The following is a 23291-nucleotide window of genomic DNA, read 5'->3' as shown; positions in this document are numbered from 1 at the left end:
TTTTTCGGGCACCATGCGCCTCATTCGGGCGTGCTGCAATCGCAGCATCTAGTGCTTTGGAATAGTTAGCTTTCCCGGCCCGCGCGGATTGCGGCTGCTGCCGCAAACGGGGCGATCGCGCACAGCGCAAGGCTGATTGCGGCGCATAGCGCGAGCGCCGTGCCATCGGGCCTCGCGAGGGCACCGGCACCGAAAATCAGGATCGGAACGCCGAGCGGCACCAGCAGCAACCCGCCAAGTGCTGCTCCGCCGCGCACCGCAGTGGTCAGCGCAGCGATCACTAGACCGACAGCAGCCAGCCCCGGGGTACCGGCGAGAAGGCCCAGCAGCAGCGTGACCAGCGTCGTGCTGTCCAATCCCAGCAGCGCCGCCGCGATCAGCGTGGCAAGCAGCAACAGCGGCCCGAAGCTGAGCCAGTGCGCCAGCAGGCGCGACACCATTGCAAGCTCTTCCGATACGCCGCGCAGCGCGAGCTGGTCGAACACCCCGGACTCGACGTCGAGGGCCACCAACCGGTCGATCGGCAGGATGCTGGCAAGCAATGCCGCGATCCACAGCACGCCGCCGCCGGTCCGCGCGAGCAGAGGCGCATCGGGGCCGACCGCGAACGGGAACAGTATCGCCACCGCCACGAAGAACAGCACTGGCAGCAACGGCCCGCCGCGCCCGTTGCCGAGCAACAGTGCCAGGTCGCGGCGCAGCAAACGAGCGAGGACAATCACCAGGGATGGTCCCTGAGATCGATTGTCTGACAGTCTGGCAGAGTGATCGGCTGGTGCGAAGCGACCACAACCACACCACCTGACTTCCTTCGCTCGGCGATGATGTGCTCGACCAATTCGACACCCGCGCTATCCAGCCCGTTGAGCGGTTCGTCGAGCAGCCAATGGTCCGCGCCTTGCCCCAGCAGGCGCGCTAGTGCTGCTCGTTTTTTTTGACCGGTAGACAGATATCGTACCGGAACATCCTCGAGACCCGCCAAACCCGTTGTAGCAATGTCGGTCGTGCAGCCATCCAGCTTTGACCAGAACGAGAGCGCCTGTCCGAGAGGCAATTCCGGATCGAGCGCATGACGCTCGTTCAGCAGGCCGACGGTGCCCTGCCAGTTCACAATGCCGTAGCCGTCGCAAACCTTGCTCAGCTCGGGCGCGAAAGATGGTTTGCGCAGGCCTGCGAGGATTTGCAGCAGACTGCTCTTGCCAACACCATTGGGGCCGACCAGATGCAAGGCGGCACCTTTGTCCAGCCACAGGTCGAGCGAGCCGAACAGGAGCCGGTCGCCCCTGCGGCAAAACAACTCCCATGCGGTAAGTCCCGTCGCTTGCATCGACATGCGGGTTAGGCGAAAGGTGCAAGACCGACAAGATAAGTAGAAATGAGCGCACTATGGCAATCGCCGAACTGACCGAGAGCGAACGCACCAGCCTGTTGGCGGCGCACCCCTATTGGTCGTTGGCGCGCGAGGGCAAGGCGATCGAGCGGACGTTCGTGTTCGCCGACTTCAATGCGGCGTGGGGTTTCATGGCGCGGGTTGCGCTGCTAGCCGAGAAAGCCGACCATCACCCGGAATGGTTCAACGTCTACAACCGGGTCGAGATTAATTTGACTACGCACGACGCGGGCGGGCTGAGCCAGCGCGATGCCGATATGGCAACTGCGATCGACGCGATGGTCTGACGGAGCCTAGACCCCCAGCGGGCGGGCCATTCCGCGCGCACGCTTGCGTACTCGGCCGGGCATCCAGCGGGTGCCGAACGCCAGTTGCCGGGCGGTCGAGTTGACCAGCGTGTGCAGCCTTTCCCCATGCACCGCGTCCCATTCAGCCTGGGCGACGGCGAGCGGCGGGGTAATCTCGAGTCCGGCGGCCTTCACTCGATCGCGGATCGCTTCGTTGGTCGACTGGTTCGGAGTCTTGTCGATCAACGGGGTGTCGATGAACCCGGGGCACAGGCTGCGCACGTTGATACCGAATTCGGCCCATTCGGCGTCGAGCGATTCGGTCAGGCTGCGCACGCCGGCCTTGGTTGCCGAATAGACCGACGCCCCGCCGCTGCCGTAGATTCCCGCCGCGCTGGCGGTGTTGAGCAGGCAACTGCCCGGCGCGGTTTTCTTGAGATAGGGGAGCACCGCCTGCGCGCCGTAGAACACGCCCTTCAGGTTGATGTCGATGCAGCGACCGATTTCCTCGAGCGTGTTTTCCGAGAGCGATCCGCCCAGCGGAATCCCGGCATTGTTTGCCAGCACGTCGATCCGCCCGCCTGCAGCCATCGAGAAACCTTCGAGCGCGGTGTCCCACGCGGCGCGGTCGCGCACGTCGAACTGGTGGCTGTAGCACGAACCCGGGCCGACCCGGCTTTCGGTCTCCCTCATCCCGGCGGTGTCGATATCGCCGAGACCGATGAACCAGCCGCGCCCGCCAAAATACTCGGCGATGGCCTGTCCGATTCCCGATCCGCCACCGGTGATGAAAATTGCCTTGCGATCGCTCATGTTTATCTCTCCGCAGCCATCCCTAGCGCCAGCCTGCATAAGCGCAAGCGGCGTGTCGTGACGTGCGATTGCGTACCCTAAAGCGCCGGGTTGTTATAGCAATGCCAGGTGAAGATCGCGGCTGCCCCGCGATGCGGCCGCCACGCTTCGGCCAGCGCGCGGGTTTCCTTCTCGCTCGGCCGCTCTTCGAGCCCGAGGATGCGCCCAAGACCCGCCTGGACCGCCAGGTCGCCAGCCGGCCAGATGTCGGGCCGGCCTTCGGCGAACAGCAGGTAGATCTCCGCCGTCCAGCGGCCGATGCCCTTGACCTGCGTGAGCTGGGCGATCGCTTCCTCGTCGTCGTCGGGCAGGGCATCGAAATCGATTTCCCCGGCTGCGACCAGCTCGCACAGAGAGCGCGCATAGCCTTGTTTCTGGCGCGAAAGTCCGCACGCACGCAGCGTGTCGAAATCGCGCCCCAGCAGGTCGTGCACGGGAATATCCTCGCCCAGTTCTGCCTCGAGCTTGCGCCACATGCTTGCTGCCGCAGCGACCGAGACCTGCTGTCCCACAATTGCGCGGAGCAAGGTGCGATAGCCGCGCTCGCGGATGCGTGGTTCGGGGTATCCGGCCGCTTCCAGCGCGCGGGCGATCGCGGGCTCCTGCGCTGCGACATGGTCGAGCCCCGACTTGATCTTCTCCGCGCTCAGCCCCATCAGTCCTCTCCGTGCCCGCTTGCCAAATCGGCGAACAGCCCGTAGCAGCCCCGCCGAAAGCCCGACAGGGGGCACGACACTTACGAACGGGAATTTGCGAGATGCCGAAGCTGACAGTCGTCAACCGCGCCGGAGAGGAATCGACCATCGACGTGGCCGATGGCCTGACCGTGATGGAAGCGATCCGCGACAACGGGTTCGACGAATTGCTGGCGCTGTGCGGCGGCTGCTGCTCGTGCGCCACTTGCCACGTTCATGTCGATCCGTCGTTCAAGGACAAGCTCAACCCGATGAGCGAAGACGAGGACGACCTGCTCGAAAGCAGCGACCATCGCGACGAGAATTCGCGGCTCGGCTGCCAGATCCCGTTCACCGACGATCTCGACGGCCTCAAGGTCACGATCGCGCAGGAAGACTGACGGCCGGCGCTCTGAAGCGCAAGGCACAGTGTCAGGGGGCGAAGCGGAACTGCGTTGCGCCTGAAGTGGGGCGGACCTAGTTCGACGGCCATGACGAACCTGCGCGTGTGCGAAAATACCCTCGACCTGATCGGCAACACTCCGCTGGTGCTGCTCAAGGGCCCCAGCGAAGCTGCTGGGTGCGAAATCTGGGGTAAGTGCGAATTCACCAATCCGGGCGGCAGCGTGAAGGATCGCGCGGCATTATGGATCGTGCGCGACGCGGAAGCGCGCGGAGAGCTCGAACCGGGCGGCACAGTGGTCGAAGGCACCGCGGGTAACACCGGGATCGGGCTGGCGCTGGTCGCCAATGCTTGCGGCTATCGCACGATCATCGTCATGCCCGACAACCAGAGCCAGGAGAAGATGGCGACCCTGCGCGCGCTTGGTGCGGAGCTGGTGCTGGTGCCGCCGACCAAGTTTGCCGACTGCAACCACTTCGTCCACACCAGCCGCCGGCTGGCCGAGGAGACAGAGGGCGCGGTGTGGGCCAACCAGTTCGACAACACCGCCAATCGCAAGGCGCACATTGAGGGCACCGCCGAAGAAATCTGGCAGCAGATGGAAGGGCGGATCGACGGCTTCACTTGCGCGGTGGGCACGGGCGGGACCTTCGCCGGAGTGGGGATGGGCCTCAAGGGGCACAATGAAGACGTAACCATCGCGCTGACCGATCCCCATGGCGCGGCGCTCTACAGCTACTATGCCGAAGGCGAGCTGAAGTCCGAAGGCAGCTCGGTTGCCGAAGGCATCGGGCAGGGCCGGATTACCGCCAACCTCGAAGGCGCACCGGTCGATACCCAGTTCCGCGTTTCGGACGAAGAGGGGCTCGACTGGGTCGCCCGCTTGCTGCGTGACGAAGGGGTCTGCCTGGGCCTCTCTTCGGGTATCAACGTGGCTGGCGCGGTGGCGCTGGGCAAGCAGCTCGGGCCCGATGCGCGCGTCGCGACGATCCTGTGCGACACCGGCTTCCGCTACCTGTCGACGCTCTACAATCCCGAATGGCTCGCGGCGAAAGGCCTTCCGGTATTCGACTGGCTGCAAGGCTCGTAAGCCGCTCGGCCCCGCGCCGCGATTGACTGACCCTGCGGATAGTCTAGCCTGCGCTGCATGGCCCACCAGCCTTTCAATTCCCGACGTAACCCGCCCTCGGTAGATCCCGGGACACCTGTGCCATTGGGCGGCTCGCGCGCCGAAGCGGTGCAGCGGCTGCAGGTCGGCTTTTCGCTGTTGGTCGGGATCGTCCTGTTGGTCGGGATCGCCAACGTGATCGAGAATCGCGCGAAGGAAGTCGAAGCGACCAGCGTTCCCGAAGCGGCAGCGACCGTTCCGGCAGAGACCTCCACGCCGCAGAGCGATCCGCTGGCCGATGCCGGTGTCGTGCCCGACCTGCCGGCTGCAACTCCGACGCCCGTGGTCACTGCCAGCCCGTCCCCGGTCCCGACCGACGCTCCCTGAGCCCATGCGGATCACCCGCCGCCGCCTGGTGATCGGGTTCGCCGCAGTGGTGGCGATCGGCGAGCTGCTGGCGATCGGCATACCGTTCGTTGCCGCGTATCGCAGCGCCAGCCATGCCTCTGGCGAACGCCCCGAAGTAGGGCTCGTCTCGTCACTGCCGGTCTATTGGAACGAAAGCGCTGATGTCGCCGGCGTGCTCGACAACGACCAGCCGCCTCCATGGCCGCGCACTGCGCTGGAGGCTGACTGGACGCTGGTTCCGCTCGATTCGCTGGCGGGGGCGGTCGCGCGAGCCGACAAGTCCGATCCGCTCACCGGCCTGCAACGCTTGCTGCTTGTCCAGCCGCGCCCATTGTCGCCTGCGGAGAACGTAGCGCTCGATCGCTGGGTCAGGGCGGGCGGGCGACTACTGCTGTTTGCCGACCCATGGGTGACCGCGGATTCGCGCTTCGCACTAGGCGACAAACGGAGGCCGCAGGATGTTGCTTTACTCTCGCCGATCCTCGCGCATTGGGGGCTCGAGCTGCGCTTCGATCCGGATCAGGCTGGCGGAGAGCGGACCGTGAGCGTGGCAGGGCAGCAGCTGCCGGTCGACATGGCGGGGACCTTCGCTCTCGTGAAGGCCGACGGCGTGAACTGCCAGCTTTCGGACAAGGGCCTCGTTGCGGCGTGCGCCATCGGCAAGGGCCATGCGACGATTGTCGCCGATACCGCGCTGTTCGACTTGCGTCGGGACGGCGGCAGGGCCGGTTTGGTCCTGCGGCGACTCGTCGACACGGCGTTTGGAGGTTGAACCACGGGAAATCACGGGTGAGGGGCCGGGGAAAGTGCGGGACAGCCCGGAGTCGCTTAACTATACCGAGGGAGACTGAGTTCGCAGTAAGGTTGTTGGTGCTGCAAGAAAATTAATAAATTCAATAATTAATCGTATAATCCCCACTAATCCCCTAATTTTCCCTTCCATCCCCGGCGGAGGTTGGTTAATACCACCGTCCATCGAAGATGCTGTTTTCGCTGCGCGTCGCCCAATGGCGGCGCGACCCGATAGCGCTCGCGCTGCCGGGAGCGGGAGAGGTGTGTTCGCGGGGAATGGGATCTCCCGCATGAGGGGCTCGGGGTTTTGGCGACGGGAAGTTTCAGTGGTTTCAGCGGGCAGGCTTTTTCGCCAATCGGCGAAAAGGATCGCTTCGTCCTGCCGCCGCTGTTCCGCAACGCCGTGAAGGCCTCTAGCGACGGCAAGATCCTCTGCCTCGACAAGCACGCCCGGTTTAACTGCCTCACCGGCTTCGGCCTTTCGCGGATGCCCGAGCTGTTCGCCCAGATCGACCGCGAGGAAGACCGTTTCGGACTCGACTACGACCGCGACACCCGCGAATCGCAATTGTTCGGTTTCGCGCGTGTGCCGTTCGACGATTCGGGTCGCTTCGTTATGCCCGATTACTTGCGCTCGCTCGCCAATATCGGAGACTCGCTGTTCTTCCAGGGCGGCGGGCGGCAGTTCACCATCTGGAACCCCGAAGAGCTGATGCGGATGGGCGACGACTGGGCCGCCGCCAAGGCCGCCTGCGCGGATTTCATGGCCAAGAGCGACGTCAAGGGCTCGGGCAAGGGGAAGGGCAAATGACCGCGTCCCCACATATCCCCGTCCTGCTCGACGAGGTGATCGCCGCGCTCGACCCGCAGCCCGGTGACGTAATCGTGGACGCTACCTTCGGCGCCGGCGGCTATACCCGCGCGCTGCTCGATGCAGGCGCGAGCGTCCATGCATTCGACCGTGATCCCGATGCCATTGCCCTGGGGCGCACTTGGCGCGAGACGGAGGAAAATCCGCCGCGCCTTACACTCCACGCGCGCCGCTTCTCCGAGATGGTCGCAGCTCTCGGAGAAGCGGGCGTTGCCCGCGTGGACGGCGTGGTGATGGATATCGGGGTATCCTCGATGCAACTCGACCAGGCGGAGCGCGGTTTCGCTTTCTCCGCCGACGGCCCGCTCGACATGCGCATGGCGCAAACGGGCGAGAGCGCAGCCGATTTCCTCAACGAAGCCGACGAAGGCGCGATCGCCGATGTGCTCTACAAGTATGGCGAGGAGCGCCAGAGCCGCCGGGTTGCCCGCGCGATTGTTGCAGCACGGCCGCTCGAAACAACCGGCGACCTGGCCCGCGTGGTGCGCAAGGCATTGGGCTATCGCCCCGGCGCGCCGAAGGATCCGGCGACCCGCAGCTTCCAGGCGGTACGGATCCACGTCAACGCCGAGCTAAGCGAACTCGAGCAGGGACTGTCCGGAGCCGAACAGGTCCTGCGCGAAGGCGGGCGGCTGGCGGTGGTCAGCTTTCACAGCCTCGAGGATCGTATCGTCAAGCAATTCCTGCGCGAAGCGTCGGGCGCCAACACCGGCGGCTCGCGCCACTTGCCGCGAGTCGACGCGGCCCCCGCCACGTTTACCCAGGTATCCAAGGCAATCCGCCCGAGCGAGGCGGAGACAGATCGCAATCCGCGCGCCCGCTCGGCCACTTTGCGCCACGCGGTCCGCACCGCCATTCCGACAAGGGAGGCTGCATGATGGTTACCGGAAGTCGTTTGCGCCAGTTCGGCTGGGCCGTGACCCTGGCATTGTGTTTCACCGCCTTTTTCGCGCTAACCTTCAAGGTCAATTCGGTGAAGAGCCAGGTGCGCCTGGCCGAGCGTCACATCGTTTCGCTCGAAGGCCAGAACCAGATGCTCCAGACCGAGTTCGAAACCCGTTCCAGCCAGCAGCAGCTGGCCCAGTGGAACGCGGTCGATTTCGGTTACAAGCCGCCGACCGCCGACCAGTATCTCGAAGGCGAACGCCAGCTGGCCGCGCTCGGCGAAGTGCGCCGCCCCGATGCTCCGGCTCCGATCCGCGTCGCGCGGGCGGACGAGACCGGCGACCAGGGGGCGTTCCGCCAAATGGTTTCGCCGCTAACAGGCAAGCCGGTGCATAGCCGGATCGAAACTGGCGCGATTGCCGCAGCGCTGGTCCACGGTGGAGAGATCCTGGCGGATACCGCTCGGTGACCGCGATATCGGTCAGCACGGCGATTTCTTCCGGCCGGGTGCACCTTGTCACCCAGCGCCGTCGCCAGCTGACCGTCGCACGCTTGCGCGTGCTGCTGGTAGCGGGACTGTTTGTTGCCATCGCCATCGCGGCGTTGGGACGCATCGGCTACCTCGGACTTGACGATCACAGCACAGAGTCGACCTCGCTCGTCGATGCACTGCTGCCGCCGCGGGGCGAGATCACCGACCGCAACGGACAAGTGCTCGCCCGCGCATTCCCGGCATTCGCGCTGTGGTACGATCCAGGCGCGCTCGCTGGTGGCTCCCCGCTGGTCAAGAGCCCCAAGGTCGTCGCTGCCGACCTCAAGGCGATCTTCCCCGACATGAACGAAGCGAAGGTCGAGAAGAAGCTTGCCGCCGGTCGCGGCGGATACCTCGAGCGCCGTATCCTGCCCGAACAGGCGAACAAGGTGCTGGCGATCGGCGAACCGGCGCTCGAACTGCCGAAGGAAACCCAGCGCTACTACCCGCAAGGTTCGCTCGCCGCGCACGTGCTCGGCTTCGTCAACGCGAACGGTAACGGCAAGCTCGGGATGGAGCAGACACTCGATGCCCGGCTCAAGGACCCGGCCAAGCGCGGGACCCCGGTCGAGTTGTCGATCGATACGCGGGTGCAAGGCGCATTGGAAGACGAGCTTGGGCGCGGGATGAAGATGGTCAACGCGATGGGCGGGGCCGGGATCGTCCTTGACGTCGACACCGGTGAAGTATTGGCAATGGCCTCGCTGCCCGAATTCGATCCCAACAACGTCAAGCCGAGCGACCTGCTTTTGACCAAGGCCGAAGCAGCCGAAGGCAAGTTTCCGACCAGCTTCAACCGCATCACCAACCAGGTTTACGAACTCGGCTCCACCTTCAAGCCGATCACGATTGCCGCTGCAATCGATGCCGGGGTGGTGCGCGATTTCGGCAAGAAGTGGGATGCCGAACCGATCAAGATGGGCGGGTTCACGATCAAGGACCTGCACAACATGGGCGACTCGCTCAACGTGCCGGAAACGCTGATCCATTCCTCAAACACCGTCTCTGCGCGGATTGCCGACACCTTGGGTGGTGCCCGGATGCGCCAGACGCTGATCGACCTGGGCATGAACAAGCGCCCCGAGATCGAGCTGCCCGCGCGCGGCTTCCCGATCTGGCCGGGGAAGGACTGGCCGCGCCTGCGGACGATGACCGTCGGTTTCGGGCACGGCGTGGCGGTGACTCCGCTGCATCTCGCCAGCGCCTATGCCGCGCTGGTCAACGGCGGGATCTGGCGTCCGTCGACGCTCTACAAACTCAAGCCCGGCGAGGCTCCGCGCGGGCACCGCGTGTTCAAGGCATCGACTTCGGCACGAATGCGCCAGCTGCTGCGCATGGTCGCGCTATACGGCACCGGGCGGGGCGCCAACGCGCCGGGCTTCCGCGTCGGCGGCAAGACCGGATCGGCCGAAAAGCCCGGAGCGCACGGCTATCGCCATCATTCGCTGGTGTCGACCTTTGCGGCCGCGTTCCCGATGGACCACCCGCGCTATGTCGTGATCGCGATGCTCGACGAGCCGAAGGGCACCGCCGCGAGCAGTTACCAGCGCACCGCCGCGTGGAACGCCGTGCCGATCGTCGGGCGGCTGATCCCGCGGATCGGGCCGATGCTCGGCATTCCGCCCGATACCTCGCGCGATGTCGACCTGTCGGACCTCGATCCGCTGGTTCCGGAATCCGAGGGCGGCAAGGCAGCGGCGGAAGGCGAATGAGGCTCTCCACGCTCGTCGGCGACTGCGGAATCGACGCGAACGGTTTCGGCGACAACGCCGTCACCGGCTTCGCGATCGATCATCGCAAGGTCGCCCCCGGCACGGTGTTCGGCGCGTTCCAGGGCAGCGCGGTCAACGGCGAGGACTTCATCCTCGCTGCTGTCGCTGCCGGAGCGATTGCGGTCGTCGCCCGACCGGAGGCGAAAGTCGAAGGCGCTTTGCACATTGGTGACCCCACTCCGCGCAGGCTGTTCGCGCAACTGGCGGCTAAGTTCTTCGTGCCGGTACCCGAGACGATCGTCGCGGTGACCGGTACAAACGGCAAGACCTCGACAGTCGAGATGGCGCGCCAACTGTGGCGGATGGCGGGCAACAGCGCAGCCTCGATCGGCACACTCGGCGTCACCACGCCTGACGGCAGCGTTTCGACCGGGCTGACCACGCCCGATATCGTCACGTTCCTTTCGAATATGACCGGCCTCGCCCGCGAAGGGGTGACCCACGTCGCCTACGAAGCCTCGAGCCACGGCCTGTCGCAGTATCGCAACGAAGGTCTGCGGGTGGCAGCGGGCGCATTCACCAATTTCAGCCGCGATCATCTCGATTACCACGCGACGATGGACGACTATTTCGCGGCCAAGATGCGGTTGTTCGACGAAGTCGTCGCCGAAGGCGGAACTGCGGTGATCTGGCAAGGCGGTGATGATTGGACCGCCAAGGCAACCGAGCACGCACGCGAACGGGGGTTACGCGTGCTGGCAGTGGGCGGGCAGGCGGATGGGATCGGCCTGCTCGCCCGCACTCCCACCCAGTTGGGGCAGGACCTGCAGGTCGGATACGACGGCGCGGCCACCAAGGTCTCGCTACCGCTTATCGGTGCCTACCAGGCGGCGAACGCGCTGGTCGCTGCGGGCCTCGTCATCGCGACCGGCGGCGATCCGAAAACGACTTTCGCCAACCTCTCGCGCTTGCAGCCGGTGCGCGGGCGGCTGGAGCGTGCAGCGATCAATCGCGAGGGCGCGCCGGTCTATGTCGACTATGCCCACACACCCGATGCGCTGGAAGCAGCCATCGCTGCGCTGCGCCCACATGTGGAAAAGCGCCTTCTGGTGGTGTTCGGAGCGGGCGGAGATCGCGATCAGGGCAAACGGGCCGAAATGGGCCGGGTCGCTAGCCAGCAGGCAGATGTCGTGATCGTCACCGATGACAACCCGCGCGGGGAAGACCCGGCGGACATACGCCGCGCGGTCCTGTCGGGCGCGCCGGGCGCACAGGAAATTGCCGGGCGGCGCGATGCGATCGCGGCTGCTGTTAGCATGGCCGGGGCGGGGGACATCGTCCTCCTCGCCGGCAAGGGACACGAACAGGGCCAGATCGTAGGAGCCGGAGACCAGATGCGCATACTGCCGTTCGACGATGTCACCGTTGCGCGCGAATGCGCGGCGCAGGAGGGGAGCCTGACATGAGCCTCAACCGGGCCATCCTGTCATGGCCGCGCGTGGCGCGCGACCGGCTCCCGCTGGCACTGTGGAGCGCCGAAACGATCGCCGAAGCCGTTGGCGGCACGGCGAGCGGGGCGTTCCAGGTGTCGGGCGTCGAGATCGATTCACGCGACGTGCGCGCTGGCGACCTGTTCATTGCGCTCAAGGGCGAAAGCACCGACGGCCACCGCTTCATCGGCAAGGCATTCGCCAACGGGGCCGCGGCCGCGCTGGTCAGCGAGCCGATCGACTGGCCGCATATCCTCGTGGAGGATACCTCCGCTGCTCTCGAAGCGCTTGCTGCTGCCGCACGTGAGCGTGCCGAAGCCGTGCGGATCGGCGTCACCGGCTCGGTCGGCAAGACCGGGGTCAAGGAAGCGATCTTTGCTGCGCTCGACCGGACGAGCCGCGGGGCGGCGCACCGTTCCGTCCGCAGCTACAACAACCATGTCGGCGTGCCGCTCAGCCTCGCGCGGATGCCCGCGCGCAGCCGTTTCGGCGTTTTCGAAATGGGCATGAACCATGCGGGCGAGATCGACCACCTGACGCGGCAGGTTCGCCCGCACATCGCGGTCGTGACCACGATTGCCCCGGCACACATCGAGAATCTCGGCAGCGAGGAAGCGATTGCCGATGCCAAGGGCGAAATCTTTGCGGGGCTGGTCGAAGGCGGCACGGCGGTGATCCCGGCCGACAGCCCGCATTTCGAACGGCTGCGCGGCCACGCCCAGGCGTGCGGCGCGCAGGTCGTCAGCTTCGGGCGCAGCGCTCACGCCGACGCGCGCTTGCTCGATGCGATCCCGAGCGCCAACGGCGGCGCGCTGGTGACGGCGGACATTTCCGGCACCCGGCTGTGCTTCACGGTCGCCGAACCGGGTGAGCACTGGATTTCGAACGCGCTGGCGGTGATGGCCACGGTCAAGGCGGCGGGCGGCGACCTTGCCGCGGCAGGGCTTGCGCTCGCCGAGATGGGCGGGCTCAAGGGCCGCGGTGCGCGCCACCGGATCGCAGTGACCGGAGGCCATGCGCTGCTGATCGACGAGAGCTACAACGCCAATCCTGCCTCGATGCGCGCGACCCTTCGCCAGCTCGGCCAGACCCCGGCTACGCGACGCATCGCAGTGCTCGGTAGCATGAAGGAATTGGGCGACTTCGGACCCGGTTTCCATGCCCAGCTGGCCGAGCCGCTGGCCGAGGCACAGGTCGACTTTGCAGTATTGGTGGGCGATGAGATGCGCGCCCTGTCACGCGAACTGGGGAAACCGGGCAGCAATTCGCTTGCCGCCGGACTCGCCTTCGCCCATTGCGATGGGCCAGGCGAGGCGATCGGTGCGCTCGAGGAATTCGGGCTCGCCGCGGGCGATGCGATCCTGGTCAAGGGCTCGAATGCAATCGGGCTCGGCCGGGTGGTTGCCCATTTCGTCGATCGCGGGTCAACGCGCCGGGAAGGCTGAATGCTCTATCAGATCGCAGAGTGGCTGCATTTCGAGGGCGTACTTAACCTCATACGCTACCAGACCTTTCGCGCGGGTGCCGTCCTGCTGACCGCCCTGATGATCGGCCTGCTCATCGGGCCGAAGTTCATCACCATGCTGCGCGTGCGGCAGGGCAAGGGGCAACCGATCCGTGAAGACGGCCCGCAAAGCCACCTCGCCAAGCGCGGCACGCCGACGATGGGCGGGCTGATGATCCTGATCTCGCTCACACTCTCGCTGCTGCTGTGGATGGACCTGTCGAACCCGTTCGTGTGGGCCTGCCTTGCGGTAACGCTCGGCTTCGGGGTGATTGGGTTCCTCGACGATTACGACAAGGTTTCGAAGGCCAGCCACCGCGGCGTGCCGGGGCGGGTGCGGCTGCTGCTCGAATTCATCGTCGCGGGCGTCGCCGCGTGGATCATCGTCGGCCAGATCAACACCGTGCTCTACGTGCCGTTCATGATGCAGAGCGGGATCCCGCTGGGGCCGTTCTACTACGTGTTCGCGGCGATCGTGATGGTCGGTGCGGGCAATGCGGTGAACCTCACCGATGGACTCGACGGGCTGGCGACGATGCCGGTGATCATCGCTTCGGGAGCGTTCGCGATCATCGCCTATCTGGCGGGCCGCGAGGACTTCTCCGCCTACCTCGGTATCCCGCATGTGGCCGGGGCAGGCGAACTGGCGATCTTCTGTGCGGCGATCATGGGATCGGGCCTCGCGTTCCTGTGGTTCAACGCGCCCCCGGCGGCGGTGTTCATGGGCGATACCGGCAGCCTTGCGCTCGGCGGCGCGCTCGGCGCGATTGCGGTCGCCAGCCACCACGAGATCGTGCTGGCGATCGTCGGCGGGCTGTTCGTGTTCGAAGCGCTTTCGGTGATTATCCAGGTGTTCTGGTTCAAACGAACCGGCAGGCGGGTGTTCCGCATGGCGCCGATACACCACCATTTCGAGCAACTGGGGTGGAAGGAATCGACCGTCGTAATCCGCTTCTGGATCGTCTCGATCGTGCTCGCCTTGCTCGGCCTTGCGACGCTGAAGCTGCGATGATCACCAGCCCCGCCTTTGCCGGAAAGCGCTACGCCGTCCTCGGCCTCGCCCGGTCGGGGCTGGCGACGGTCGAATCGCTGCTGGCGAGCGGGGCGCAAGTGACCGCGTGGGACCGGCAGGACAACGCACGCGACAGGGTCGATCCTGCCAACGTACTGCTGGCCGATCCGCTGGAGATCGACCTTACGGGGTATGATGGCGTCGTGGTTTCGCCTGGCGTGCCGCTCAACACCCACCCGATCGCCAAGCGCGCGGCGCAGTTCGGTGTGCCGGTGATCGGCGATATCGAACTGTTCGCGCAGGCCCGCGCTTCGCTGCCGCCGCACAAGGTCGTCGGCATCACCGGCACCAACGGCAAGAGCACTACTACCGCGCTGGTCACGCATATCCTGAAAACTGCGGGCGTTCCCGCACTCATGGGTGGCAACATCGGCCTGCCGATCCTTTCGCAGGATGCGCTGCCTGAAGGCGGGGTCTACGTGCTCGAACTGTCGAGCTACCAGATCGACCTGACCTACTCGCTCGACTGCGATGTAGCGGTGCTGCTGAATGTGACGCCCGATCACCTCGACCGCTACGATGGCAGCTTCGAGAAATACGCTGCGAGCAAGGCGCGGCTGTTCGAGATGCAGACTGCTGGACACAACAAGATCAGCAGCATCAATGAGGAAGTCAAATTCGAGCTAGGTGCGCAAGGAGCGATTGCGAGCTTCATCGAAGATGTTTTTGATCACAAAGGTATCAAGAAACGAGACCAAGCCACCTGGCCGTCTCTGCAGGGTCCACATAATCTCGAAAACGCGAGAGCGGCTGTGGAAGTTGCGGACATCCTCGGGATCGATGAGGCGATTATCATCCGAGCGCTCCAAACCTTCACCGGCCTCCCGCACCGCATGGAGCGGATCGCCGAACACAAAGGCGTTCTGTTCATCAATGACAGCAAGGCGACCAACACCGACTCTACCGCGCCCGCGCTGGCGGCCTACCCGCCCGAGAACGGCAGGCGGCGGATTCACTGGATCGTTGGCGGATTGCCCAAGGAAAACGGGCTCGGCGCGACCGAAGCGCATATCGGTAATGTCGCGGTCGCCTACACCATCGGCGAGGCCGGGCCGCGCTTTGCCGAACTGCTCGAGGGCCAGGTCAAGGTCGAACGCGCGGAAATGCTGTGCGAAGCAATCTCGCGCGCGATCGCCAATGCCAGCCCGGGCGACGTGGTGCTGTTCAGCCCGGCCTGCGCCAGCTTCGACCAGTTCAAGGACTACGAGCAGCGCGGCGAACGCTTTTGCCAGCTGGTCGATGCGCTGACCGGCGGCGAACCCGCGCCGGATCCCTGCTGCCTGGGGGACGCCGCATGAGCGCAACCCAGCCTTGGATCCCGCGCGCACCGGGCGATACCGCGCGTGCAGCGACCTACCAATTGAGCTTCCGCAACGACCTGCGCGTGTGGTGGCGCGAGGTTGACAAGGTGCTGCTGTTCCTGATCCTGTTGCTGATGGCGGTCGGAATGGTCGCGGTTGCCGCTGCCAGCCCGGCGAGCGCGCACCGCCTCTCGACTGCCAAGATCAAGTTGCCCGAGCTCTATTTCTACTGGGCGCAGCTGCGCTGGGACGTGCTGGGTCTCGCTGCGCTGTTCGGTGCATCGGCGCTGAGCCGCGACAATGCGCGCCGGGCGGGCATCGTGCTCGCCGTGACGATGCTGGTTTTCCTGATGCTCGTCCCGGTGATCGGCAGCGAGGTCAACGGCGCGCGGCGGTGGATCAACTTCGGCATCGGTTTCCAGCCGTCCGAATTCCTCAAGCCCGGTTTCGCGATCCTGCTGGCGTGGATCGTCAGCTGGCGCGCGCGCGATCCGAATATCCCCGTCCTATCGATCGTCACGGGGATCATGGTGGTCGTCGCTGCATTCATGATGATGCAGCCGGACCTCGGCGGGACGATCCTGTTCGGCGGGGTGTGGTTTGCGATCATCTTGCTCGCCGGGATCCCGCTCAAGCGCATCGGGATGCTCGCCGGGGCAGGGATGGTCGCGCTGACCGCGACCTATTTCCTCTACGATAACGCGCGCCACCGGATCGACAGCTTCCTGGGTGGCGGGACTGCTTTCGACCAGGTCGACCTCGCGCACCGCACGCTCGTTGCGGGAGGCTGGTTGGGCAGCGGGCTGTGGCTGGGTGTGCGAAAGATGAACCTGCCCGAAGCGCACACCGACTACATTTTCTCGGTGATCGGCGAGGAATTCGGCCTGATCGCTTGTGCCTTCATCGTGCTGCTCTACCTTGGCATCGTGATCCGCGTTTTGACCCGGCTGGTGGACGAAGACGACCAGTTCACGCTGCTCGCCGCGACTGGGCTGATTACCCAGATCGGCGGGCAGGCGTTCATCAATATCCTCGTCAACCTGCAGTTGTTTCCCTCCAAGGGAATGACGCTTCCGCTGGTCAGCTACGGCGGCTCGTCGACTATCGCGGTGTGCCTTGCGGTGGGGTTGCTGCTGGCGTTGACGCGGCGCAACCCGTTCCTCGATCGCGAAACGCCGGGCCTCAAGGCCCTCCTCACCAAAGGAGCCGATCAATGACCGGCGCATCACGCCATTTCGTCCTCGCAGCCGGCGGCACCGGCGGCCACCTGATCCCTGCTTTCGCGCTGGCGACCGAGCTCGACCGGCGCGGCCACCATGTTGCGCTGGTCACCGATACGCGCGGGGCGAACCTGCCGGGCAAGCCCGACTTCCTGCCCGCGCACGTCCTGCCCGCCGGTCGCTTCGGCAAGAACCCGCTGCATTGGCCCGGCGGGATCAAGGCGGTGCTCGAAGGGCGCAAGATGGCGATGCGGCTGTTCGAAAGCTTCGGGCCGACCGCCGTCGTCGGGTTCGGCGGGTATCCTTCGCTGCCCGCGCTGCTCGCTGCAACTGCGGCGGAAATCCCTGCGGTGATCCACGAGCAAAACGCCGTGCTGGGCCGCGTGAACCGCCTGCTTGCAGGCCGGGTTCAAGCGATCGCAACCGCTTACCCCGATGTCGAGCGGCTCAAGCCCAAACTGCTCGAGAGGGTCCACCTGGTCGGCAACCCGGTGCGCGCCGAAGTGCTCGCATTGCGCGAAGAGCCGTTCCCGGCGTTCACCGAGGACGGCTTGCTGCGCGTGCTCGTCACTGGCGGCAGCCAGGGCGCGAGCGTGCTGAGCGAGATTGTGCCCGATGGGCTTGCGATGCTGCAGCCCGCGCTGCGCCAGCGCTTGCAGGTGACCCAGCAGTGCCGTGCGGAAGACGTCGATGCGGTCCGCGCGCGATATCGCAGCCACGATATTCCGGCAGAGCTCGGAACATACTTCGAGGACATGGCCTCGCGGCTGGCCGACGCGCACCTGTTCATCGGCCGCGCCGGCGCTTCGACGATCGCCGAATTGACTGCAGTGGGTCGGCCCGCGATCCTTGTGCCGCTGCCGATTGCGACCGACGATCACCAGGCCGTCAACACGCAAGAGCTGGTGCAGGCTGGCGGTGCGCGGATGATCCGGCAGGCCGGGTTCACTCCCAAGCAGCTCGCCAAACAGATCCAGGCGATGGCGCAGCATCCGCAAACGCTGGCCACTGCCGCCCACGCGGCGTGGAACTGCGGGCGTCCCAAGGCAGTGGAAGACCTCGCTGACCTCGTCGAAAGCTTCGGCGGGGCGGAACTGATGGACGAAATCCGCGTCGCCGGTGAAGGGCTGCGGGGCTCGGCGCATGGCGAAGCCGCAGGCCAGGCATCTTCGCGAGATCGCGCGGCATGAAAGGTGTCGGTACCGATATCGGGACGATCCACTTCGTCGGCATCGGCGGGATCGGGATGTCCGGCATCGCCGAAGTGATGAAGAACCTCGGCTATTCGGTGCAGGGTTCCGACCTCACAGAAGGGCCGAGCGTTGAGCGCCTGCGCCAGCGCGGGATCACCGTGCACATCGGCCATGCCGCGGACAACGTCGAAGGCGCGGCGGTGGTCGTCACTTCGACTGCTGTGAAGCGGACCAATCCCGAAGTCGTCGCAGCTCTGGAAAACCGCATCCCGGTGGTCCGCCGCGCGGAAATGCTTGCCGAGTTGATGCGGCTCAAGAACACCGTGGCTGTCGCCGGTACTCACGGCAAGACCACCACGACCAGCATGATCGCCGCACTTCTCGATGCCGGAAACGTCGACCCGACCGTTATCAACGGCGGAATCATCGAGCAATACGGCTCCAACGCGCGGTTGGGTGACAGCGACTGGATGGTGGTCGAAGCCGACGAAAGCGACGGCAGTTTCCTGCGGCTCGACGGGACCATCGCGGTCGTCACCAACATCGATCCCGAGCACTTGGATCACTACGGCGATTTTGACGGCGTGCGGCGCGCATTCGTGGAGTTCATCCACAACGTGCCGTTCTACGGCGCGGCGGTGCTGTGCATCGACCACCCCGAAGTGCAAGCGGTGATCGGTAAGGTGCGTGACCGGCGTGTTGTGACCTACGGCTTTTCCCCGCAGGCGGACATCTGCGCCACCGATGTGCGCCCCGAAGCGGGCGGCAATGTGTTTGACGTGACAGTGCGCCAGCGCGGAGAGGAAGACCGGGTCATTTCCGGCGTCCACTTGCCGATGCCGGGCCGCCACAACGTGCAGAACGCGCTCGCCGCGATCGCCGTGGCGCTGGAAATGGGCTGCGATGACGAAGTGATCCGCACCGGCTTTGCGCAGTTCGGCGGTGTGCGGCGACGGTTCACCAAGGTCGGCACGGTCGATGGCGCAACCGTGATCGACGACTACGCGCACCATCCGGTGGAAATCCGCGCAGTCCTTTCCGCCGCGCGCGAAAGCGTCACCGGTGCGGGCAAAGGCCGTGTGATCGCGGTGGTCCAGCCGCACCGCTACACCCGCTTGCGCGACCTGATGGACGAGTTCCGGAACGCCTTCAACGAAGCCGACCAGGTTTATGCCGCGCCGGTCTACGCAGCGGGCGAAGACCCGATTCCAGGGATCGATTCGACCGCGCTGGTCGCGGGGATCAAGTCCCGCGGGCACCGCTTTGCTGCCGAAGTGGCGGACCGTGAGGAACTCGCTCGCGTGCTGGCAGGTGAAGTGCAGTCGGGCGATCTCGTGGTGTGCCTCGGTGCGGGCGACATCACCCGCTGGGCGGCGGGCCTCGCCGATGCCATCGCGCAGGAGCGCGCCGCATGAGTGTGCAGCCCGACGACTGGAACATGTACGATACCGGCAGTGCGCCGGGCTCGACCACGGAAACCACTGCGAGTGCCCCGTTCAACACCGACGGCATCCGCGGCAAGCTGACGCCCAACGCACCGCTTGCGCCCTATGTCTGGTTCAAGACCGGCGGCAATGCCGACTGGCTGTTCGAGCCCGCCGACCTCGAGGACCTCAAGGAATTCCTCGACCGGCTGGGCGGGACCTTGCCGGTGATGGCGCTCGGGCTCGGCTCGAACATGATCGTGCGCGACGGCGGCGTTCCCGGCGTGGTGATCCGCCTCGGCAAGGCGTTCGCTACGGTCGAGGCGCGGCGCGACATGGTGCTCGAATGCGGCGGCGGCGCGAGCGGAATCCTCGTCTCATCCAAGGCGCGCGATGCAGGGATTGCTGGGGTCGAATTCCTGCGCGGCATTCCCGGCACCGTGGGCGGGTTCGTGCGGATGAACGGGGGTGCATACGGCTGCGAAGTGGCCGACGTGCTGGTCGATTGCGACGTGATCCTGCCCGACGGTTCGTTCGTGACGCTGCCCAAGGCGGACCTCGAATACACCTATCGCCACTCGGTGCTGCCCGACGGTGCGATCGTGGTCGCCGCACGCTTCCAGGGACGCGAAGGCATTCCTGAAGAAATCGGCGCAGAGATGGACCGCATCGCCAAGGCGCGCGAGGAATCGCAGCCGCTGCGGACCAAGACCGGCGGATCGACCTTCAAGAACCCGCCTGGGCACAAGGCGTGGCAGCTGGTCGATGCGGCGGGCTGTCGCGGGATGACCAAGGGCGGCGCGCAAGTGAGCGAAAAGCACACCAACTTCCTTATCAATACCGGCAACGCGACCAGCGCCGACATCGAAGGGCTGGGCGAAGAGGTTCGCCGCAAGGTCTACGCCAATTCGGGCATCGCCCTCGAATGGGAAATCCAGCGGGTGGGTCGGCCGTGACCCTTCCCAAACTCCACGTCGCGGTGCTGATGGGCGGCTGGGCGAACGAGCGGCCGGTTTCGCTGATGAGCGGCGAGGGCGTCGCCAAGGCGCTCGAGGCGCGCGGGCATCAAGTCACCCGGATCGACATGGATCGGCAAGTCGCCGCGCGGATCGCCGAGGCCGCGCCCGACGTCGTGTTCAATGCGCTCCACGGCGTGCCGGGAGAGGACGGCACGGTGCAGGGGATGCTCGACTTGATGGGCGTTCCGTATACCCATTCGGGTCTCGCCACTTCGGTGATCGCGATCGACAAGGAACTGACCAAGCAGGCGCTGGTGCCGCACGGCATCCCGATGCCCGGCGGGCGGATCGTCGAGTGCGAAGAGCTTTACGAACGCGATCCGCTGGCGCGCCCTTACGTGCTCAAGCCGGTCAACGAAGGCAGCTCGGTAGGCGTGGCGATCGTTACCGCCGATGGCAATTATGGCAACCCGATCCGCCGCGACGTGCCCGGACCGTGGCAGGAATTCGATCGCCTGCTCGCCGAACCCTACATCCGAGGCCGCGAGCTGACCGTAGCGGTGATCGACGGGGCAGAAGGGCCGCGCGCGCTGACCGTGACCGAGCTGGTGCCCAAGTCCGGCTTCTACGATTTCGACGCCAAGTACACCGACGGGATGACCGAGCACGTCTGCCCGGCGAATATTCCCGAGCGGATCGCCGAACTGTGCATGGGTTATGCGGTGAAGGCGCACCAGGTGCTTGGCTGCAAGGGCACCAGCCGGACCGACTTTCGGTGGGACGACGAGCGCGGCGAAGACGGGCTGTTCGTGCTCGAAACCAACACCCAGCCGGGGATGACCCCGCTTAGCCTGGTGCCCGAACAGGCGCGCTATTGCGGGATGAGCTACGAAGACCTGGTCGAGGCGATCGTTGCCGAGGCGCTGCGGGGCGCGGCGAAGGGAGCGGGTGCCGATGGCTGAGACCATCAACCGCAAGGGCAAGGGCGTGCGCCGTGCGGCTGCTGCGCGCAGCCGCGCAAACACTGCGCGAAAGGCCAAGGCCAGGACCAGCGGGTTCATGGACGCCGTGATGGCGATCCTGCCGTTCACCGAAGAGCAGCTTCACCGGGTGTTTCTTGCCATCATCATCGGCGGCGCGGTGGCGCTGGCATGGTTCGTCGCCAGCCTCGCCGGGTTGCCGGCTCTGGCGCAGGCGCAAGTTGCCGGAGTGGCGGCGGATGCCGGGTTCGTGGCGCGCAACGTTCGTGTGACCGGGATTCACCGGATGAACGAGATGAAGGTCTACAATATCGCGTTCGCCCAGCGCGATCGTCCGATGCCGTCGGTCGATCTTGACCAACTGCGCCAGCAATTGCTCGCGCTGCCGTGGGTGGCCGATGCGCGGGTCAGCCGCCAACTGCCGACGACGCTGGTGATCGACATCGTCGAGCGCAAACCGGCGGCGGTGCTCAAGAAACCGGGCCGACTGGTGCTGATCGACGGCACCGGGCACGAGCTCGAACCGATCAAGCCGAGTGCCGCCAAGGGTATGCTGGAGATTTCCGGTCCGGGCTCGGCGCGGCAAATGCCCGACCTCACGCGGCTGATCGCTGCCGCGCCCGCGCTCAAGCCGCAGATCGTCGCCGCCGAATGGATCGGCAACCGCCGCTGGAACCTCACCTTCAAGACCGGGCAAGTGCTTGCCCTGCCGCAGGGGCAGAACGAAGGCTCCAGCGCGCTGGTCTCGTTCGCTCGGCTTGACGGCGTCAACCGGTTGATCGGCGGGAAGGTCGCCACCTTCGACATGCGCGTGCCCGACCGGATCTATTTGCGCATCCCGGGGCGGACCGAACATCAGGCGCTCAGCACCAAGGGAGGTGAATGATGGGTTTGCCGCGCATCGTCAGGGTCTTCGGGGCGGTCGATGTCGGATCGTTCCGCATCTCGGCGATGATCATGGGCCTGTCGGAAACCGGCGAGATGATCGTGCTCGGTTCGGGCAACCGGGCGAGCCAGGGGATCAAGCGCGGCTATGTGACCGACATGGCCGCGGCGACTTATGCCATCCGCGATGCGGTGGAGCGGGCAGAGAAGAACGCAGGTACGAGCATTTCCAGCGTGTGGGTCGGATGTTCGGGGGCAGGGCTGGCGAGCCGGGTTGCCAAGGTAGAGATCGAGATCGGCGGGCGACGGGTCGAGGAAGACGACGTCGAACACCTGCTGGTCGCGGCGCGGGATTCGATCCAGCCCGACGGGCGGATGGTGCTCCACGCGCAGCCCGCGCACTACACGCTCGACGGGGCGCATGGCGTCGCTAACCCTCGCGGCCTCCATGCCGAACGCCTCGGGGTCGATATCCATGTCATGCTGGCTGACGGCGCGCCGGTGCGGAACCTGATCGAAGCGGTGCAGAAGGCGCACCTGGAAGTCGAGGCGGTCGTAGCGACCCCGCTCGCGTCGGGCCAGTCGTGCCTCACACCGGAAGAGCGCGAGCTCGGCACCGCATTGATCGAGATCGGCGGTGAAGTGACCAATGTCGCGCTCTATGCGGGCGGTATGTTGCTGGGGCTATCGGCGATCCAGTTCGGCTCGTCCGACATCACCGATGCGGTCGCCAGCGCATTCGGCATCCGGCGTTTCCAGGCGCAGCGGCTCAAAAGCCGGTATGGCTCGGCAATCGCCAGCCCGTCGGACTACAAGGACATGATCCCGGTTCACGGGCCAGACGAGGACGAAGCAACGGCCACTCCGGCGCGCGGAGCAGACGACAAGAACCGCATTCCCCGCGCAGAACTGGTCTCGGTGATCACCGAACAGCTCGGGCGGTTGGCGACAGAGGTCAATCGCGCGCTCAAGGACATGGGTTTTGCCGGAACCAAGGGCGGGCAGATCGTGGTAACCGGCGGCGGGGCGGAACTCGCTGGAATCGCGGAATATCTGCAGAGCGCGCTGGGTCATCCGGTGCGGGTTGGCAAGCCGCCCGCGCTGCGCGGGCTGGGCGAAGCGACCGCCACCGCGAGCTTCGGAACGCTCACGGGGCTGTGCCTTTACGCGGCGGCTGACCCGGTCGACATTCGCGCGATCGGCCCGTCCTACCAGCCGACCACCAGCTATTCGGGAATGGCGATCGTCACCCGCGTTCTTCGCGCCGTTCGGGAGTATTTCTAGATGGTTTCGCCGCTATTCCGTGAATCAGCCTGTTTTACCGGCAAATTGCGCGCTGTGGATAAGGG

The 23291-nt window shown here is 65.7% G+C and carries 24 protein-coding genes; 20 read left to right on the top strand and 4 right to left on the bottom strand.

Annotated elements, in window-relative coordinates:
* Nucleotides 1-65: 65 nt before the first annotated feature.
* Nucleotides 66-722: a heme exporter protein CcmB gene (locus tag CJO11_RS04180; RefSeq protein ID WP_095011586.1), complete on the bottom strand. Its 657-nt coding sequence runs from the start codon at nucleotides 720-722 to the stop codon at nucleotides 66-68.
* Nucleotides 719-1333, bottom strand: a complete 615-nt coding sequence (gene ccmA / locus CJO11_RS04175; protein WP_338064659.1) for a heme ABC exporter ATP-binding protein CcmA — start codon at nucleotides 1331-1333, stop codon at nucleotides 719-721. The genes CJO11_RS04180 and ccmA overlap by 4 nt, the downstream gene beginning before the upstream one ends.
* A 53-nt stretch (nucleotides 1334-1386) precedes the next feature.
* Between ccmA and CJO11_RS04170 the strand changes: the two genes are divergently transcribed.
* Nucleotides 1387-1677, top strand: coding sequence for a 4a-hydroxytetrahydrobiopterin dehydratase (locus CJO11_RS04170; RefSeq protein WP_095011585.1), 291 nt, complete (start codon nucleotides 1387-1389; stop codon nucleotides 1675-1677).
* Between the two features lie 6 nt (nucleotides 1678-1683).
* Here the strand turns inward: CJO11_RS04170 and CJO11_RS04165 are convergent, their stop codons facing one another.
* Both CJO11_RS04165 and CJO11_RS04160 read right to left on the bottom strand, forming a co-directional pair.
* Nucleotides 1684-2490: an SDR family oxidoreductase gene (locus CJO11_RS04165; protein ID WP_095011584.1), complete on the bottom strand. Its 807-nt coding sequence runs from the start codon at nucleotides 2488-2490 to the stop codon at nucleotides 1684-1686.
* Nucleotides 2491-2567: 77 nt separating this feature from the next.
* The gene (locus CJO11_RS04160; protein ID WP_095011583.1) at nucleotides 2568-3185 is read right to left on the bottom strand and encodes a DNA-3-methyladenine glycosylase family protein; all 618 of its coding nucleotides are present in this window, start codon (nucleotides 3183-3185) and stop codon (nucleotides 2568-2570) included.
* Between the two features lie 101 nt (nucleotides 3186-3286).
* Here CJO11_RS04160 and CJO11_RS04155 point away from each other — a divergent pair, with 101 nt between their 5' ends.
* From CJO11_RS04155 to ftsA, 19 genes are all read left to right on the top strand, one after another.
* The gene (locus CJO11_RS04155; protein ID WP_095011582.1) at nucleotides 3287-3604 is read left to right on the top strand and encodes a 2Fe-2S iron-sulfur cluster-binding protein; all 318 of its coding nucleotides are present in this window, start codon (nucleotides 3287-3289) and stop codon (nucleotides 3602-3604) included.
* 90 nt (nucleotides 3605-3694) lie between these two features.
* A complete protein-coding gene (locus tag CJO11_RS04150; protein ID WP_095011581.1) occupies nucleotides 3695-4696 on the top strand; it encodes a cysteine synthase A in 1002 nt (333 codons plus the stop codon).
* Nucleotides 4697-4753: 57 nt separating this feature from the next.
* On the top strand, nucleotides 4754-5101 hold the full coding sequence (locus tag CJO11_RS04145) for a hypothetical protein (RefSeq protein ID WP_169829132.1): 348 nt from the start codon (nucleotides 4754-4756) through the stop codon (nucleotides 5099-5101).
* Between the two features lie 4 nt (nucleotides 5102-5105).
* Complete coding sequence (locus CJO11_RS04140; protein WP_095011579.1) at nucleotides 5106-5894, top strand: Gldg family protein; 789 nt, start codon at nucleotides 5106-5108, stop codon at nucleotides 5892-5894.
* Nucleotides 5895-6221: 327 nt separating this feature from the next.
* The gene (locus CJO11_RS04135) at nucleotides 6222-6725 is read left to right on the top strand and encodes a division/cell wall cluster transcriptional repressor MraZ (protein ID WP_169829131.1); all 504 of its coding nucleotides are present in this window, start codon (nucleotides 6222-6224) and stop codon (nucleotides 6723-6725) included.
* On the top strand, nucleotides 6722-7663 hold the full coding sequence (gene rsmH / locus CJO11_RS04130; protein WP_095011578.1) for a 16S rRNA (cytosine(1402)-N(4))-methyltransferase RsmH: 942 nt from the start codon (nucleotides 6722-6724) through the stop codon (nucleotides 7661-7663). Before CJO11_RS04135 ends, rsmH begins: the two co-directional genes overlap by 4 nt.
* Nucleotides 7660-8139, top strand: coding sequence for a hypothetical protein (locus CJO11_RS04125; protein WP_095011577.1), 480 nt, complete (start codon nucleotides 7660-7662; stop codon nucleotides 8137-8139). The genes rsmH and CJO11_RS04125 overlap by 4 nt, the downstream gene beginning before the upstream one ends.
* A complete protein-coding gene (locus CJO11_RS04120; protein WP_095011576.1) occupies nucleotides 8136-9914 on the top strand; it encodes a peptidoglycan D,D-transpeptidase FtsI family protein in 1779 nt (592 codons plus the stop codon). Before CJO11_RS04125 ends, CJO11_RS04120 begins: the two co-directional genes overlap by 4 nt.
* Nucleotides 9911-11380: a UDP-N-acetylmuramoyl-L-alanyl-D-glutamate--2,6-diaminopimelate ligase gene (locus CJO11_RS04115; protein ID WP_095011575.1), complete on the top strand. Its 1470-nt coding sequence runs from the start codon at nucleotides 9911-9913 to the stop codon at nucleotides 11378-11380. The genes CJO11_RS04120 and CJO11_RS04115 overlap by 4 nt, the downstream gene beginning before the upstream one ends.
* Complete coding sequence (locus CJO11_RS04110; protein ID WP_095011574.1) at nucleotides 11377-12849, top strand: UDP-N-acetylmuramoyl-tripeptide--D-alanyl-D-alanine ligase; 1473 nt, start codon at nucleotides 11377-11379, stop codon at nucleotides 12847-12849. The genes CJO11_RS04115 and CJO11_RS04110 overlap by 4 nt, the downstream gene beginning before the upstream one ends.
* Nucleotides 12850-13920, top strand: a complete 1071-nt coding sequence (gene mraY, locus CJO11_RS04105) for a phospho-N-acetylmuramoyl-pentapeptide-transferase (protein WP_095011573.1) — start codon at nucleotides 12850-12852, stop codon at nucleotides 13918-13920.
* The gene (gene murD, locus CJO11_RS04100; protein WP_095011572.1) at nucleotides 13917-15278 is read left to right on the top strand and encodes a UDP-N-acetylmuramoyl-L-alanine--D-glutamate ligase; all 1362 of its coding nucleotides are present in this window, start codon (nucleotides 13917-13919) and stop codon (nucleotides 15276-15278) included. Before mraY ends, murD begins: the two co-directional genes overlap by 4 nt.
* Nucleotides 15275-16498, top strand: a complete 1224-nt coding sequence (locus tag CJO11_RS04095; protein WP_095011571.1) for an FtsW/RodA/SpoVE family cell cycle protein — start codon at nucleotides 15275-15277, stop codon at nucleotides 16496-16498. Before murD ends, CJO11_RS04095 begins: the two co-directional genes overlap by 4 nt.
* On the top strand, nucleotides 16495-17691 hold the full coding sequence (murG, locus tag CJO11_RS04090) for an undecaprenyldiphospho-muramoylpentapeptide beta-N-acetylglucosaminyltransferase (RefSeq protein WP_095011570.1): 1197 nt from the start codon (nucleotides 16495-16497) through the stop codon (nucleotides 17689-17691). Before CJO11_RS04095 ends, murG begins: the two co-directional genes overlap by 4 nt.
* Entirely contained in the window at nucleotides 17688-19109 is a 1422-nt protein-coding gene (gene murC, locus CJO11_RS04085; protein WP_095011569.1) for a UDP-N-acetylmuramate--L-alanine ligase, read from the top strand. The genes murG and murC overlap by 4 nt, the downstream gene beginning before the upstream one ends.
* Nucleotides 19106-20074, top strand: a complete 969-nt coding sequence (murB, locus tag CJO11_RS04080) for a UDP-N-acetylmuramate dehydrogenase (RefSeq protein WP_095011568.1) — start codon at nucleotides 19106-19108, stop codon at nucleotides 20072-20074. Before murC ends, murB begins: the two co-directional genes overlap by 4 nt.
* Nucleotides 20044-21039 carry a D-alanine--D-alanine ligase gene (locus CJO11_RS04075; RefSeq protein ID WP_095011567.1) on the top strand — a complete coding sequence of 332 codons (996 nt, stop codon included), beginning with the start codon at nucleotides 20044-20046 and terminating at the stop codon, nucleotides 21037-21039. The genes murB and CJO11_RS04075 overlap by 31 nt, the downstream gene beginning before the upstream one ends.
* Nucleotides 21032-21943: a cell division protein FtsQ/DivIB gene (locus CJO11_RS04070; protein WP_095013204.1), complete on the top strand. Its 912-nt coding sequence runs from the start codon at nucleotides 21032-21034 to the stop codon at nucleotides 21941-21943. Before CJO11_RS04075 ends, CJO11_RS04070 begins: the two co-directional genes overlap by 8 nt.
* Nucleotides 21943-23226 (top strand): cell division protein FtsA, encoded by a 1284-nt coding sequence (gene ftsA / locus CJO11_RS04065; protein ID WP_095011566.1) that lies wholly within the window; start codon nucleotides 21943-21945, stop codon nucleotides 23224-23226. Before CJO11_RS04070 ends, ftsA begins: the two co-directional genes overlap by 1 nt.
* Nucleotides 23227-23291 lie beyond the last annotated feature (65 nt).

The sequence above is a fragment of the Tsuneonella mangrovi genome (assembly GCF_002269345.1).
Lineage (GTDB): Bacteria > Pseudomonadota > Alphaproteobacteria > Sphingomonadales > Sphingomonadaceae > Tsuneonella > Tsuneonella mangrovi.
The sequence above is the reverse complement of the archived record's forward strand: the minus strand, read 5'-3'. Positions and strand labels throughout refer to the sequence as shown.